The sequence below is a fragment of the Erwinia sp. 009765445 genome (assembly GCF_058137865.1).
The window spans coordinates 398,207-413,133 of record NZ_JBYUWC010000001.1; the positions used below are offsets into that span (position 1 = coordinate 398,207).

12 protein-coding genes and 4 pseudogenes are annotated in these 14,927 nt (G+C 50.9%); 3 read left to right on the forward strand and 13 right to left on the reverse strand.

Annotated elements, in window-relative coordinates; translation table 11 throughout:
- Positions 1 to 11: 11 nt before the first annotated feature.
- Positions 12 to 161, reverse strand: a pseudogene (locus tag AC3Y5R_RS01830) (phosphonate ABC transporter ATP-binding protein); the annotation flags it as partial.
- Positions 162 to 560: 399 nt separating this feature from the next.
- Here AC3Y5R_RS01830 and AC3Y5R_RS01835 point away from each other — a divergent pair.
- Both AC3Y5R_RS01835 and AC3Y5R_RS01840 read left to right on the forward strand, forming a co-directional pair.
- A complete protein-coding gene (locus AC3Y5R_RS01835) occupies positions 561 to 704 on the forward strand; it encodes a hypothetical protein (RefSeq protein ID WP_489919883.1) in 144 nt (47 codons plus the stop codon).
- 150 nt (positions 705 to 854) lie between these two features.
- Positions 855 to 1,391, forward strand: a pseudogene (locus AC3Y5R_RS01840) (DUF2931 family protein); the annotation flags it as partial.
- A gap of 104 nt (positions 1,392 to 1,495) precedes the next feature.
- Here AC3Y5R_RS01840 and AC3Y5R_RS01845 read toward each other — a convergent pair.
- The 10 genes and pseudogenes from AC3Y5R_RS01845 to AC3Y5R_RS01890 form a co-directional block, all read right to left on the reverse strand.
- On the reverse strand, positions 1,496 to 1,675 hold the full coding sequence (locus tag AC3Y5R_RS01845) for a hypothetical protein (RefSeq protein ID WP_489919884.1): 180 nt from the start codon (positions 1,673 to 1,675) through the stop codon (positions 1,496 to 1,498).
- Positions 1,668 to 2,741: a carbon-phosphorus lyase complex subunit gene (locus AC3Y5R_RS01850; protein WP_489919885.1), complete on the reverse strand. Its 1,074-nt coding sequence runs from the start codon at positions 2,739 to 2,741 to the stop codon at positions 1,668 to 1,670. The genes AC3Y5R_RS01845 and AC3Y5R_RS01850 overlap by 8 nt, the downstream gene beginning before the upstream one ends.
- On the reverse strand, positions 2,741 to 3,316 hold the full coding sequence (gene phnH, locus AC3Y5R_RS01855) for a phosphonate C-P lyase system protein PhnH (RefSeq protein ID WP_489919886.1): 576 nt from the start codon (positions 3,314 to 3,316) through the stop codon (positions 2,741 to 2,743). Before phnH ends, AC3Y5R_RS01850 begins: the two co-directional genes overlap by 1 nt.
- A 10-nt stretch (positions 3,317 to 3,326) precedes the next feature.
- Positions 3,327 to 3,761, reverse strand: a pseudogene (phnG, locus tag AC3Y5R_RS01860) (phosphonate C-P lyase system protein PhnG); the annotation flags it as partial.
- Complete coding sequence (gene phnF, locus AC3Y5R_RS01865; RefSeq protein ID WP_489919887.1) at positions 3,762 to 4,475, reverse strand: phosphonate metabolism transcriptional regulator PhnF; 714 nt, start codon at positions 4,473 to 4,475, stop codon at positions 3,762 to 3,764.
- Between the two features lie 148 nt (positions 4,476 to 4,623).
- Positions 4,624 to 5,061, reverse strand: a complete 438-nt coding sequence (locus tag AC3Y5R_RS01870; RefSeq protein ID WP_489919888.1) for a lysozyme — start codon at positions 5,059 to 5,061, stop codon at positions 4,624 to 4,626.
- Positions 5,045 to 5,380 carry a phage holin, lambda family gene (locus tag AC3Y5R_RS01875; RefSeq protein WP_489919889.1) on the reverse strand — a complete coding sequence of 112 codons (336 nt, stop codon included), beginning with the start codon at positions 5,378 to 5,380 and terminating at the stop codon, positions 5,045 to 5,047. Before AC3Y5R_RS01875 ends, AC3Y5R_RS01870 begins: the two co-directional genes overlap by 17 nt.
- A gap of 76 nt (positions 5,381 to 5,456) precedes the next feature.
- On the reverse strand, positions 5,457 to 6,926 hold the full coding sequence (locus AC3Y5R_RS01880; RefSeq protein ID WP_489919926.1) for a lytic polysaccharide monooxygenase: 1,470 nt from the start codon (positions 6,924 to 6,926) through the stop codon (positions 5,457 to 5,459).
- Positions 6,927 to 7,094: 168 nt separating this feature from the next.
- Positions 7,095 to 8,090 (reverse strand): annotated as a pseudogene (locus tag AC3Y5R_RS01885) (chitinase); the annotation flags it as partial.
- A gap of 475 nt (positions 8,091 to 8,565) precedes the next feature.
- Complete coding sequence (locus AC3Y5R_RS01890; protein WP_489919890.1) at positions 8,566 to 10,479, reverse strand: hypothetical protein; 1,914 nt, start codon at positions 10,477 to 10,479, stop codon at positions 8,566 to 8,568.
- A 351-nt stretch (positions 10,480 to 10,830) separates the two neighbouring features.
- Here AC3Y5R_RS01890 and AC3Y5R_RS01895 point away from each other — a divergent pair, with 351 nt between their 5' ends.
- Positions 10,831 to 11,730, forward strand: coding sequence for a LysR family transcriptional regulator (locus tag AC3Y5R_RS01895; RefSeq protein ID WP_489919891.1), 900 nt, complete (start codon positions 10,831 to 10,833; stop codon positions 11,728 to 11,730).
- Positions 11,731 to 12,952: 1,222 nt separating this feature from the next.
- Here the strand turns inward: AC3Y5R_RS01895 and AC3Y5R_RS01900 are convergent.
- Together AC3Y5R_RS01900 and cbl are read right to left on the reverse strand one after the other, a co-directional pair.
- Entirely contained in the window at positions 12,953 to 13,795 is an 843-nt protein-coding gene (locus AC3Y5R_RS01900) for an oxidoreductase (RefSeq protein WP_489919892.1), read from the reverse strand.
- Between the two features lie 167 nt (positions 13,796 to 13,962).
- Positions 13,963 to 14,919, reverse strand: a complete 957-nt coding sequence (gene cbl / locus AC3Y5R_RS01905) for an HTH-type transcriptional regulator Cbl (RefSeq protein ID WP_489919893.1) — start codon at positions 14,917 to 14,919, stop codon at positions 13,963 to 13,965.
- Between the last annotated feature and the right edge of the window lie 8 nt (positions 14,920 to 14,927).

The following is a 14,927-nucleotide window of genomic DNA, read 5'->3' on the forward strand; positions in this document are numbered from 1 at the left end:
CAAAAATTGGCTTAGTTAAGTTGCGTCATCTCTTCGACATACAGGGTATGGAGAAGGTCTTCTGTTAACTGCGACGGATGCCCGTCGAAAACAATGCGTCCTTTGGCGATGCCAATGGCGCGCGTGCAGTATTCTTTCACCAGCTCAACGGAGTGCAGGTCGAAATTGATATCGTGCAGCACACGATTTTGTGCTGAATACGCTTTGCCCAGTCCCTGTACCGCCAGCACTTTTTTCTGCGCTGACCACACGGGAGCGACTTCAGGTGCGGGGGCCGGTTTTAACAGTGCCTGTGCCATAGTTTTTCCCGTTGAGAGTCTGGCGTTAAGCCTCGTGGGCCCTATTAACGGCGAGGACGATGACGTTCAGATGACAGGGGGATGATGAAAAAATTACGCCACACCGAACAGACCACTTCGGGCAGGCTGACCAGCAGGAGTGCCAGCCGCCACACACTTTTGGCAATCCCCTCCTTTGGTCTGACCTTTTTTTAATTTAAATCAACATTCAACTGGACAGTAAAAATACGATAAGCGCTGATTTTATCGCCAAAGGAGTGGATGATGAGCCTCAGCCTGCCGGGGATTGACCTCTGGTATCTGCCTAAAGACAACCCTCATCAGCCCAGGCGGCACGGGCCACAGGAAGAAGCCCGCATGAAAGAGAGGGTGAAATCGGGCAAGGTGGTGCCACACAGTCTGTAACATGGAAGGAAAAAAACAGTGATGATAAAACGCACTGCCGTACTGATGCTGATGCTGGGGCTGACCGGCTGTCATGGGCAACAAAAAACGTCCCCCTTTGCCAGAGGCGACTATACGTTGCCGTATGGCAAATAGAAGTTCGCGTTCTTTACCCCGAAGGCGCTGCCGGCACTGGTGACCCACGCAGCTATAGTCGACACCAGAGGCTATCTGCTCAGCTTTAATGCGCTCGACAGCACCCAGGACAATCCTGACAGCGTGGGAACATTGAGTGAAAAGGTCAGGCGCAGCTCCATCCATTATAATCAGGCGGATTACCCGCCGCAGTATATGGTGTTTTGCTGGGACTCCATCATCGATAAAAAAGTCTCCGAGACGAGTCTGTTTTTCACGGAATCAGTGTGGCAAAAGATGATGACGCCGGCCAGTCATAAAGCCCGCTCAGGAGCGACCGTATGGTACAGCACGATGCTGTTTGGGCTGGCCCCGGGAGGAAAAGTCCGGGTCTGGTTACAGGATGTTGGGGACCACCCGAATTATCCGGTCCCGGTGGTTAACCTGAAAACCGTCTCAGGAGATAAGCTGGACGTTTGCAAAAATATTACTCAACACCCTGATGGATATGAGTATTACGGTGAAATGCCAGAGTTTATCAAAAACAAAACTTACCCATACGGTAGCTGGTAAAATCGCCCTCGCCTTCACACGCGGAGCACAGACCCCGCGCAAAGTTTTTTATCAGGGCACGGCTACACTGAGCGGCATTACGCACCAATACGCCGTTTTTCTCGTTATATTTCCACTACCAGGCCGTCATACGCCGCAGCGACGCCCGGCGGTAAGGCATGCTCTGCCAGCCAGTTATCCACATCATGGCTGATATGGGTCAGCCAGCACTGTCGGGGAGCAATTAACGAATGCTTGCTTTGTTCATCGAGATAGCCGGGGTTATAACCGCTCAGTTCAGTCACGGTGCTTCTCCTGATAATCGGCACGCAGGCGGTTGAGCAGCTCAAGCTCGGCCTGGAAGTCTACGTAGTGAGGAAGTTTCAGATGTAAGACAAAGCCAGCCGCCTCAACGTTATCCGCATGGGCCAGCACAAACTCTTCGTCCTGCGCCGGGCTGGTAATACGTTCGTTGTACTCGCCGGTTTGCAGCGCGCGATCCACCAGCGCCATCGCCATCGCTTTACGTTCGGCGCGGCCAAACACCAGACCGTATCCCCGCGTCAGATGCGGCGCTTTATCAGCCGGAGTGGTGAAGCCGTTGACCATTTCACATTCGGTCAGCATCACTTCACCAATTTCCAGTGGGAAGCCCAGCTCTTCCGGTTCGATTTCCACCGTGACGTAACCGGTACGGATTTCACCGGCAAAGGGATGGTTGCGGCCATAGCCACGCTGGGTGGAATAGCCCAGTGCCAGCAGAAAACCCTCATCCCCGCGCACCAGTTGCTGCAGACGGGCAGAACGTGGCATAGGATAGGATGGTGGTTCGCGGGTAATGTCCTGCGGCTCGCTGCCGTCATCCTCTTCGGTGACGGCCAACCCTTCCCGGGTCATCAGCTCAAACATATGCGGGCAACTCTCATCCAGCGGCTGCTCAGCGCGTGGGGCGGCAGGCGCTTTGCCCTCTGCCAGCAGGGTGAAATCCAGCAGGCGATGCGTGTAATCGTAGGTCGGGCCGAGCACCTGCCCGCCTGGCAAATCTTTATAAACGGCAGAGATACAACGCTCCAGACGCATATCGGCGCTGTCCAGAGGCAGGCTGTCAGCCAGGCGTGGCAGCGTGGTGCGATAGGCGCGCAGCAGGAAAATCGCCTCTACCAGATCGCCACTGGCCTGCTTGATGGCCAGTGCCGCCAGCTCGCGATCGTGAATGCCACCCTCGGTCATCACGCGATCCACTGCCAGCCCCAGTTGCTGGTCGATCTGGCTGCAGTTCAGTTCGTCCGGGCCTTCACCCCGGCGCAGGTTTTCCTGCAGCTGATGGGCGGCGGCAATCGCCTTCTCCCCCCCTTTCACGGCAACGTACATCAGCAGACCTCCACATCAGTAGTGCGTGGCAGCGCCATCATGTTTTCGCCACAGGTGAAGATCAGATCGATTCCCTGAGGAAAGCGATGCGGGCGCTCTCGCAGATAGCTAAGCACGCTTTCCGGCAGCTGCGGAGCAATCGCGCGCGGCTCCATCAGACCCGGGCCGCTGAGGCGCAGCGTCAGACCGCCGCTCAGGGCTGGCACTTCAATAATCACCGTGGTGCTTTTTTCCGGCGCGGCGTTATCGCCTGGAGAGAACTGATCGAGGGCAGTATCGGATTTGGCATGCAGCAACGCGAACGGTGCATCAGGTTCAGGAGTGACTGGCGCACCGGTATGAAAGCGCAGGTTGCTCAGCAGGACATCACTGCTCAGCGTGCTGTCCAGCCAGATTGGCGTTTCGCGGTCAACCAGGGTCATCATCACGGCAGTGGCCGCCTGAGAAACCTTGCCCCAGGCAGGCAGCTGCGGCATGGAAACCATCACGCCCGGCTCGCTCATCGCTTTCAGAATACGTCGAAAGGCGCGCTGCGAATCGGCAACCGGATGGGTAAAGCTGGCGAGTAAGGTCATTAGTTGTCTCCCGGACAAGGGTGAAGAAATCGACGCGGCTGCTGGCGACTTCCCGGGCGCGCAGTGTGAGTTTTTCCTGGCGGGCAGCAGCCAGAGGGGTAATGATCCTCCGCTGGATCAGCTCACTGAAGCTGGTCTGCTGCAGCAGCGCATCCATCAGCGCACACAATTCGGCGTGATCTTTATTACGGCTCATCACATAGCTGTAGCCGCAAATACCATCCGGCAGACGCACCACAGCGCGGGTCACGGTCGTATCGCCGAGGATAAAGCGACGGCCGGTGCCTCCCATCCTCGCCTGCAGGCGGGTTAACCCTGTTTCCGGCGTACGCAGCAACTCATACTCTGGGTGAAGATCCAGCGGCTGCCAGTGCGTCAGCAGGGTTTCCGGCTGGCAGTGCGCCAGTACCGAAAGCCAGTGCTGTCTTGCCTTCAATGACTCCATTTAGTGCTCCAGCGTCAGTTCGATCATGTCGGCGCGGGTCAGGCTGACGGAGTATTCCGCCAGCTGTCCGCTACCGGTGCAGGTGTTCAGCGTACGGACACACAGCAAAGGAGAGTGCAGTGACACTTCCAGCAGCTTGCTCTCTTTGGCCTGTGCGCGGCGTGCGGTGATACGGGTTTGCTTACGGCTTAAATCCAGCGCCAGTTCGCGCTGCATGAATTCATGTAACGATCCGCTGTTAAACTGCTGCAGCTTTGGCCACCAGCGCAGATCGGCCAGATAGTGGTTGATCACACAAACCGGCACGTCGTTGACACGGCGCAGGGTGCGAACCACCGTGTCGCCTTCCGCCAGGCCGAGCGCGGCGGCAATTTCGCCATTAGCCGGGCGTAGCACCGCCAGCAACCTTTCACTGGTTGGATGGCTGCCCTGCTCCATCAGGTTCTGGCTGAAGCGGGCCTGCGCATGCAGCGGATAGTTGTAAGGGCGCATCAGTACCAGGATACCGACGCCCTGACGGCGCTGAACCAGTCCTTTGTTAACCAGCTCGTCAACGGCGCGGCGGAGCGTGTGGCGGTTTACGGCATAGCGCTCCGCAAGCTGTTTCTTTGAGGGCAGATACTCGCCGCAGCGGTAGTTGCTGCTCAGTTCCTGCTCCAGCTGGGCGGCTATCGCCTGATAAACAGTGGTCGGATGTCTGGATAAGTTCAGCATGTGAAATAACCTCAATCGCCATGGAGGTGCCCGAAGCGGAGTGCCTGCCCGGAGTACTTTTGATTGCGGCTATGGTGCGCGGGAAATGTGACAGAGGGGTTAAATCAAGATGTCGGGGAGATGAATTTGCGGGCGAGGCCCGCGATGGTTAACGGAGGAACAGCTCACGCTCACGCTGGCGGCGTGGCAGCAGGATATCGGGGTTGTTTCCCGCCCTTTTCCACATCAGAAAAGCATCCGCAGCCCCGGCATAATCACCCGTGTTGAGCTTTTTCTTTACCGTTGAACTGGCAAAAGAACCGGCACCGATATTAAAAATCAGGCTGCAAAGCGCGTCATACTGATTTTGCGTCAGGGTTACGGTGACGTTCTTTGTAATGGCCTGTTCTGCCGTTGCCAGATCCTGCAACAGCAACTGGGTGGATTTTGCCGCAGTAATCTCTGTATTTCTGGCGATGGGCATACCATCAACGTAGCCGGTATGGCCGACGCCAATCGTTGGGATCCCCACTGAATCAAGATAGGCGCTCAGCCTTTCGCCCTCTTCCTGCTTAATAAATTGAATGCCGTCATCGCTGATTTTCATTTCTTTCTCCTTCCAGGCGTTTAGTCAGTTTGCCTTCGATCAGTTCGCGAATTTTCTCCACACCGACAAAGCCAATAATGCCGCCAATCAGATTGACTGCATTTTCGGGCAGGCCCAGATGTTCCAGAGAGCCGGAAATCGCCAGGGTGAAGATCCCGCAGATAAAGGGGCCTGACACGATTTTCCAGATTGGTTTGCTGTCATAAATGCCCATAAAAAAGGCAATCAGCATGGAGGAAAGCGCGGAGAATACTGCGGGTAAGTACTCCAGGATCCATTCTGAGCAATGTTCCAGGATGCTGTGTAGTGTGGACATCATTGACAACCTCAGACAGATTCGGCCGGAGACAGCAAGCGGGCCAGTTCCCTCTGGCCAGCCTGTTATCAGTTACCCGTCAGGCAATTTGGGCCCACAGGGTTTCAGCCACACCCGGTGCCCAATCCGGCACGTGGGCAGTATGAGCTTGCAGGCAGATCCAGTTTTTACCCTGATAGCTGACCTTGTCGCCGGTTGGATAGAAGGTACCCAGCTTCCACTCAGGATACAGATCGCCACCGCCGTTATCTTCGTCAGCCAGCGTGGTCACTGCCAGCACGTTCGACGGCACAGACAGCTGGCCCTGAGAATCAAAAGCGGCCACGAAATAGCGATAAGCCGTTTCCGCCTTCAGGCCGGTGTCGTCATAGCTCAGTTGCGCCACGCCGGTACGGGTAATTTCATTGCCATCACGGTAGACGATATAACCGGCCAGCGTGCCGCTGCTGGTTGATGCACCCCACATCAGCTTCACCGTATCTGCGGTGGTACCCATGCTGTGCAGATGAGTAGGTGCCGTTGGCGGAGTACCCGGGATAACCGTGCCACTGGTGGTAACCACAATGGCCTGGCTCAGCGCGGATTCGATACCCGCAGCATTAATGGTGCTGACTGCATAACCATAAGCGGTGTTTTCGCTCAGGCCGGTGTCGGTGATTGTAAGCGCGGTAGTCTGACCAACAGGATTGCCATCACGGTACAGGCGGTAGGCTGAAGCTGTAGTCACAGAAGCATTCCATGACAGAGTTGCGCTGCTGGTGGTCACGCTGCTGGCGCGCAGGCCTGCCGGAGCAACAGGGGTCACTTCACCACCGTTATCATCACCGCTGAAATCCAGGTCAATCACGTGGTAGAAGGCGTTACCGGTATTTGCCACTTCCCAGACGGCCAGGATCACATGGTAACCAGAACGCTGCGGCAACATCACATCATGCACGGTAGGCTGCGGCGGATTCAGCGCCTCATGGTGGCTCCAGTATGGTTGCTCAGTCAGCTCTACTTTGTAGAACGGTTGATCTTCAAACTGCGCACGACTTAGCGGCAGATTAGGGTTCCAGCCTTCGCGGGTAATAAAGTAATTCCAGCGACGAGTATCGTGAAGCGCCGAGTAATACCAGGAAATTTTTAACATCTCGGCAGAAGCCACGCTGTGTTTCTGCCAGTGAGTGCCCGCTTCATCAAGGAAATTACCGTTGCCCTGATTGGCACTGGCAATTTTACCGTCCGGTGGCGGAGCGAAGTTGGTGACGTCACTCGGTGCTACAACATCTGTCAGCCCGCTGGCGGTAGCAGGGAAAAATTTACCGCATTCACGCTGGTTCAACATACCCTCATCAATTTTCCCTTCCTGCCAGGCAATATAAGCGCGTGATGCGGGTGAGAATATGTGACCGTGACGAAGCATCGAGCCGGATTTGCTGGTGCTGATAATGTCAGAAGAACGTTCAGTCATGGTATTAATACCTTTATAGTTTTTAGCGAGAGTAAATTCACGCCACAGGGAGGTAGCCACATTCGGCGCCCAGTAGATATTGGAGTCATGGACCATCAGGCAGACCCAGACCGCTGACCCCCAACGCACCAGATCGTTGTCGTGATAGCGCACACCGGTAGTCCACTGCGGATATTCTGGCTCTGGCTCTGGTTCTGGTTCTGGTTCTGGTTCTGGCTCTGGCTCTGGCTCTGGCTCTGGCTCTGGCTCTGGCTCTGGCTCTGGCTCTGGCTCTGGCTCTGGCTCTGGCACCGTGCCATCCCCGGCAAGATAGCCGTAGCGATTAATAAATTCCCATGCATACTCTTCACCGCTTTGGGTGAATCCGGCATCCCAGTTCACTGACCAGGTCATCAGGCCCAGAATATCCAGTCCTGCCGCTTTCAGTCGTGCCAGCGCGTTATACACATCCTGCGGATCAATGACATAGCCAGTGGCAGCTGCATCATTATTAGTCGGCAGACCGATAATAAATTTGTCATGAGGGATTTTGATAAAACCACGGGTACCCGTGACCAGGCTTTCGGTCAGGTAATAAAGGAAGTCTTCCTTCTGTGCGTCATTATTCTGCGCAATCCAGCCCACGCCATCGACATAAACACCGTCGCCACCCTGATTATAAAATTGCGGTGCAATGTAGTCGTAATAACCTTCCAGTCCGTTAATATAGGCGTTATATTCACGGCCCTGCACCAGGTAAGGAAACTCCGGAGCCATACTGATGGTGAAGTTTTTACCCAGCGGACGGAAATGATCTTTCACCACTTTCAGTGCCGCAGGAATAACCGTCTGATTGTCAGCAGCAGTAATAGCAGCCTGTTCCAGATCAATATCCAGCCCGTCAAAATCGTACTGATTAGTCAGTGCAATAATGCGGTTTGCCAGCGCCACTTCATCTCCACTGTGCAGCTCAATATGTGCATCCGCACCACCGAGAGAAATAAGCACTTTACGACCCTGGGCGTGAACGAGGTCAATCTGACGACGGAACTCAGCTTCCGTGCCTTTATAAGGTTTGAAATCAGGAATCCGACTGCTGTTATCCAGCACCTTCATAAAAGCAACGGCGATAACATTATACTCCACGGGAATTTCTGACAGCGCCATTTCAGTAAAACGACCCAGTTTATATCCCTGGCCCGGTTCTGGCGCCCAATTGTGCCAGAAGCCCATCACAATTTTATTTTCACTACTCTGTAGTGAAGGTGTTTTCTCGGACATAACCACTCCATTTAATTATTGAGAGTAACTTCATATGCTGTTAATTACACAGCGCTACGGCGAACGCCACGCCTGAGTAAAGCCACCATTTATCCTGCATAATGACTTTGCTGGAATTAATTTTACGCCCAGAGGATATATACTCAATTTCAATAATTAAAAAGCACCGCTGAAATATTGGTAACTCTTTGAATTTACTACCTGTGATAATGATTGCATCAGAAAATTAAAGAATTATTGCTGACACAGATACAAACAGTAATAAAAACCCAATAAATACGTCACTTAACATCTCATCCATGCAACACAAGATAAATAATAAATAAATATTCAAAATCACATTTAACATTAATAATACCAGCATCTCGGCGAGTTTCTGGCATAACAAATAGCTGTTGTTGGCAAATTATTTAACACGAAAAAAACCGGCCATTACGGACCGGTTTATCAATAATTGCTGGGATAAATTAGCTTATTAACTGGTGATTGGCTTCAACTCAATCGCATAAAGCTGACCGTTGACGAACACCTGCAGACTGTTGGTTGAGGTCCCGGTTCTGGAGGTATTCACCAGTTGACCACGCATCAGTAGCTGGTTGTTGTTGTTGTAGCCAATACCAACCTGATCACGCCCCATCCAGTGCTGGAATAAGGTGGTTGAAGTCCCACTGTTGAGATCCTCCAGCACTTCAGTATCGGTCACTCTGGTGTAGGCTTTTTCCAGGCGGAAACGAACACCTCGGGCAAAACGGTCAAAGGAAGTGGTGGTAAACCACGCCCGGCAGAATCCGGTGTATTTCGCCAGTTTGACGTAGATCCGCACTCTGTTGGTCGCCAGGTGTTTTACATTGACCCCCACTAATGGGATCGATCCTGTTCCTGACCAGCTGTTAATGAAAGTTCCGTTGATATTCTGCAACGAAATAATCGCTTCGCCTTCCGGGGTACGGGTGGTGTAATCAGTCTGCGTGTCGCTCATGCCAATGAACTGCGACGAACCCAGCAGACGGACATTCACTACCGTGGTATTTTCCGGTACTTCCAGATCGGACACATGGAACCAGGCTTCATCATTGGTACGGTTATCTATAAAATCTGGCGAGGTCAGGTACTGGTAGTTCAGTGAACCATCGATTTTCATCCCGTGGTTTTCCAGCCACAGCTGTCCATCTTCATATTTACTCAACCACGGATTCGGATCGGGGGTAAGATCCATTGTCGAGCCAGCCTGCATATTGAGCTGGGTAGACACAATACGGGTTGAGTTAAGTTTCAGCGGGTTAACGTTAGTTTCAAGGTTGAAGGCATCAAAAATCCACTGGCCGTTTGAGAGATCGCCCGGATACTCACAGTGTTCAATCCAGCCGTTACGGATAATTGACTGACCGGCACGCTGTAGATCGATCATATTAGCTTTGGTGCCGTGCTGAACGTTGAAGTTAGTCAGCTCAACTGCGGTAATGTGATCCCACACACCTTCTGCCCGACCGGACCAGGTAGCATAAATGACCGTGGCCGAGCAGTGACTGGCATACCACTGGTCAATTTTGCAATCGAGCGTATCCAACATATCCAGACATCTACCGCCCATATTGCTGAACGACATGCTGGTCACGCGAACGAACTGGCCACCCGGATCGATATTTTTCAGGAAGCCTTTGGTTTTGGTGTTGTCCTGACCGTCAATCAACAGGCCGGAAATGGACATCCAGCGGGCATTAATCAGGAACATGTATTCGCCGGCTTTACCATCAGACACCAGCGTGGTGCTTGGATAGTAGCCAAAGTTAACGTGTGAACCCACCAGACGGAAGCGCCCGACTTCATTGGCAGAGATATCAAACTTCGAAATAAAGTAGCGGCCAGCCGGGAAGCGAATACCAATGTTCTGATTAGGCTTGCTATTGGTGGCGTTATCAGTGAGCTGTGACCAGTTCCACATATGGGTAACCGCATCCACACAGTCGGTTTTACCATCCGGTATCGCACCAAAGTCACCTACAGTCAGGTCAGCATAATTAGAGAGGTAGCGCTTCCAGCGGGCACCTTTCGGGGTGACAAAGACTGTGCCTTTATCGTCGGCAGAAGTGGTATCTTCCAGGTCATAGACGAAAATACCGCCACCAACACGTGAAGTACGGTGGTATTGCAACACTACCGCAATTTCGCCAGCTTTGTTCGGCTCAGTTGCACGCAGTTCATCTATCGAGAATAGAGTGGTGAAACTTCCGTCTCCGCCATTGCTGCTGGCCAGCTCAATGACCACTTTTGAAAAGTCCACAAGTTTGCCGCTGCTGTCGTACACATTCAGACTGCTGGCCGCGCCGAGCATTGCCGTTCCCGCTGCGGCGGCATTCACTGCTTTGGCGTTATCGTTGTTCGAACTCATTGTGTACCTCTCATTTATTAAATTTTGAAATAATTTTCATGATAAAAACGGATGATTCACCAATATTTTCAGAAATGTTAACCTTTTTGCTTTCACTGCCGTTTTAAATTATTTTAATCCCTGGTGCTGATAATGGTTACGCGGGTCTGATTCAGACACTGAAAGCGTATGTACAGGCCCAAAATCCCGCAAGGTCAAAAATTAAATAACACCCTTTAAAAAATAGTATCATGATGAAAAAACTGCAAAAAAGCCGATTAATCTTAAGAATAATCCCGTTTTGACGACTTTACAGTGTGCTATATTTCACTTGATTTAATCAGGCGCTAATTACCCCTATAAGGAGGCCGTATGTTTGTTTCATCTAATCTGAAATGTTTTATTATCGTGGCGAGAGAAAAATCTCTCAAAAAAGCGTCAGAGATTCTTTTTGTGACTTCATCCCCTATATCAAGAAGAATAAAACTTTTCGAAGATGAGCTGGGATACAAACTCTTTTCACGAACAGATCATGATTTCACACTGACAAAAAAAGGACTGGAGCTGTATGAAAAAATAATGCCGTATTATATGAAAATATCTGAAATTGAAGACAGCTTTTCACAAAAAACGACTAATTTAACCATCAGAAGAAGCGTTATGATTGGGGTGGAAAATCTTAATCATTTCCTTTTTAATATTGTGGTCAAAAAAAGAAAGAAAACCGAGTGCGTTTCTTACTGCTCAAGTGATGCCAGTCATTCCCTTGAGTCTCTTCTCTCTGGTGAAATTCAGGCGGTGATCTCACATCGACAAATCTCTGAAAGTGGGATCAGTACATTAAATTTCTATAGCGAACCAGTTTGTTATCTTTTGTCGACTGAACTGGGTAATTATCAACTCAGTGATATGAAAAACATCCCCGTCATCATTCCTAAAAATGGTTTCCACGATGAATACATAAAAACTGCACATATGAAAATTCTTACTCTATGCCCCACTGCGCAGGTTATCATTGTCGACGACATTGATAACTACCTGTTCCTGATTGGCAGCGGTGATGCCGTGGGCCTGATGAGTGAATCAATGGGCTCCTACTATAAAAACAAATACTGTCTGACTAATAACCTGAATTACACCATCGAACGCTCGTTTCCGGAGTTAAAAACCTATATTTATTGCCTGAAAGATCGTGAGGAAAATCTCAGGCTGGCTCTTAACAGCATCCTTCCTGGAGAGATGAATTCAGAGAGCGCAGCGGGGGAAGAATGATAAATTAACCTATATTTTAACAAGTTAAGGCCAATTACATTCACATTACTTACCGATTTCAATACCAAAATATAATACATGATCGATCACGATCCTGATTGCAGTACGCTCCCGACAGGTCCATAACAGATAAAACTACACAGATGAGAAATGATTCCGTCTGGGCATCTTTCGCCATAATGGCGTTTATTAAATAGATTATTTTTTCATTTACCAAAAAATAACAGGTTAGCATTAATATAAATAACAGATAACGCTGGATCTGATTATTGAGTGGGTTAAATGGTGTAGATATATGAGCTTTTTTGTTACAGATAAAAATGGAATGTGATCCGGTGAATTGATAAGAAAAACTAATCATTCTCTTCTCCCGCAGACACCGGATGGTAACCGGGAAACGGTGACATATTTCTCAGTCCAGTTTTTCAGTCCAGCGCCTGCAGTTGAGACAGAACATATCTTTTCTGTTTTACATGATTCATCTCACCAGCTTACCTAAAAAAACCATTAACTTGCCGGGCATTAATGTATCAGTTTTGTTGCTTCGCTTATAAAATAGTGAAAACGCAGTTCTCCAGCTCAACCCCCGACTATTACTGCAACTCACAGCAACAAGAGGAATTACTATTTCTGACATGCTAAGGGGATTCTGACGGGTCAACAAGACCTGAGTAAATCCCTGGGTAGGATTTTCTGATGGCAGTCCATAGCACTTGCCTTGATTATTCCCTTATTTTTTATTACTGCAGTTATTCTGATCGTCCGAAATATTCGTCCCTGCTGTCATCCTTATGTGGATGCGATCTTTACGCCATGCAGTCATACGACTATCACTTTAAACATAGATATATTTCCGCGCTCATTTTTATATATTTCGTTCCAGATTTAAAATCTGAGAACCACAAAAATCAGACCTTCTCCGCTCACAGAAGATTGACTGATTTTCCGTGATTAATCCTTTCCAGCCAGCACCTCAGAAAACTGGGTGCAAATAACTAATTGCAGCATCAGGATCTCTCACCCTACAGTGGATTACAGACTGGTCTGCTATGATGATTATTTCAGAACCATTGATATCCACTGCAAAGCTCCCGGAACCGGAGTGAAATATTACTTATTATCGAAAAACATATTCATTTAGCTGTATTTTTTAGGATAAAAAAACGCCCTGCGATAAAACAGGGCGTACGGGATATTATTAAGTTGAGTCTAAATCTGAGACTTATTTCGGAAAATCAGTCCCAATGGAAGCCGTTTTCCATGCTTCTATTTGTTGCAGACGCTCTTTCAATTTTGCAGTAACTGCTTCATAACCGAAAGCTCCCATCACCAGATGACGCGGAGGATTTGCCTCCTGAGTCAGGGCAATCATCGCCTGCGCAGCACGCAAGGGGTCGCCTGGCTGTCTGCCGCTACGTTCTGAAGTCTCCTTCATCCTTGCCGCAGCCGTTTCAGCGTAGTCAGCAATCCTGCTGGTGGTCTGGCGCAGCGATCGCCCGGCCCAGTCGGTGCGGAACGGTCCAGGCTCAACACAGGTGACCTTAATGCCCAATGGCCCCCCTTCAGCGGCCAGCGAGTCAGACCAGCCCTCCACAGCATGTTTACTGGCAGAGTAGTAGCCGGAAGCCGGGAAACCAATCAGTCCGGCCACCGAGGTAATGTTGATAACATGGCCGCTTTTCGCCTTACGCATCACCGGCAGCACCGCCCGGGTCATGGCAAACAGGCCAAAGACGTTGGCATCGAACTGGGCGCGGATCTCTTTCTCCTCACCCTCTTCCACCGAGGTCTGATAACCGTATCCGGCGTTGTTCACCAGCACATCGATAGTGCCAAACTTAGCCAGAGCCGCGTCCACTGCCTGTTCAATATTGCCGCTGTCAGTGACATCCAGTGCCACTGCCAGCGCGCGATCTTCCTGACCTGAAATCAGATCGCTGACCTTCGCTTTATCACGGGCGGTCACCACCAAGTTAAAGCCCTTCTTCAGAACCTCTTTAGCCAGTTCACGTCCGAATCCTGTAGAGCAGCCGGTAATAAACCAGACAGGTTGCTTGGTCGTCATAGTGGAATCCTCTCAGTTACAGCTCGCAAAAACGGGAGAACCTGACCACGAACGCGGTCAGGGGAAATACGTTTATAAAGGGTAGTCGGTGTTAAGCGGGGACGCCGTGTCGGTTTGTGCGCAAATGTTGCGGGTCAGAGTTCCCGACGGATAGCAGGGCTTTGAAGCTAAATCTGAAAATCGATCGCCGGTTCCTCGATCTCTACCGACAATGCCTGACGCTTGATCTCCTCCAGCGACAGGTTGGCATTACACAGTTCGAGGAACTGCCAGACATAGTTGCGCTGCAGCTGTCCTCGCTTCAGTCCCAGCCAGACCGTGTTCGACTCAAACAGATGTTTGGCTTCCAACCGGGTCAGCGGGGAATGCTCATCCAGCTGGCAGGCCTGGTCGGCCAGGATACCCACTCCTAAACCCAGCTCGACATACGTTTTCACCACGTCACTGTCTTGTGCACTCAGCACAATATCCGGTGTCTGACCCGCAGCGTGAAAAGCCCGATCCACCCGCGAACGGCCAGTAATTCCCTGCCGGTAGGTGATCAGTGGATAACGGCTTAATGTAGCCAGGGAGATGGGCTGCTCCTGCTCAAGCTCATGCCCTTTTGGTACCAGCAAAGCATGGTGCCAGCTGAACCACGGAAAGGCCGCCAGTGAAGGATTGTTGACGACCTGCTCGCTGGCAATGCCGATATCAGCTTCGCCCGCCACCAGCATCGACACGATCTCCTGTGGCGATCCCTGATTCAGCTCCAGACGAACATTTGGATAGAGTGCGCGAAAAGCTTTGATCACTTTGGGCAGGCTGTAACGAGCCTGAGTATGCGTGGTGGCGATGGTCAGCACGCCGCTGGATTCATTGGTAAATACATCGGCAAGACGACGGACTTTTCCGGCTTCGTCGAGAATGCGCTCAGCAATGGCCAACAGTGCTTTGCCCGGTTCGGTCATCCCCAGCAATCTCTTACCACGGCGAATAAATATCTCCACGCCGAGTTCATCTTCCAGATCGCGGATATGGCGGCTGACGCCAGACTGGGACGTAAACAGGGTATTGGCCACTTCGGTGAGATTAAAATCGCAGCGTGCCGCTTCCCGGATAATTTTAAGCTGCTGAAAATTCACGCGCGTTC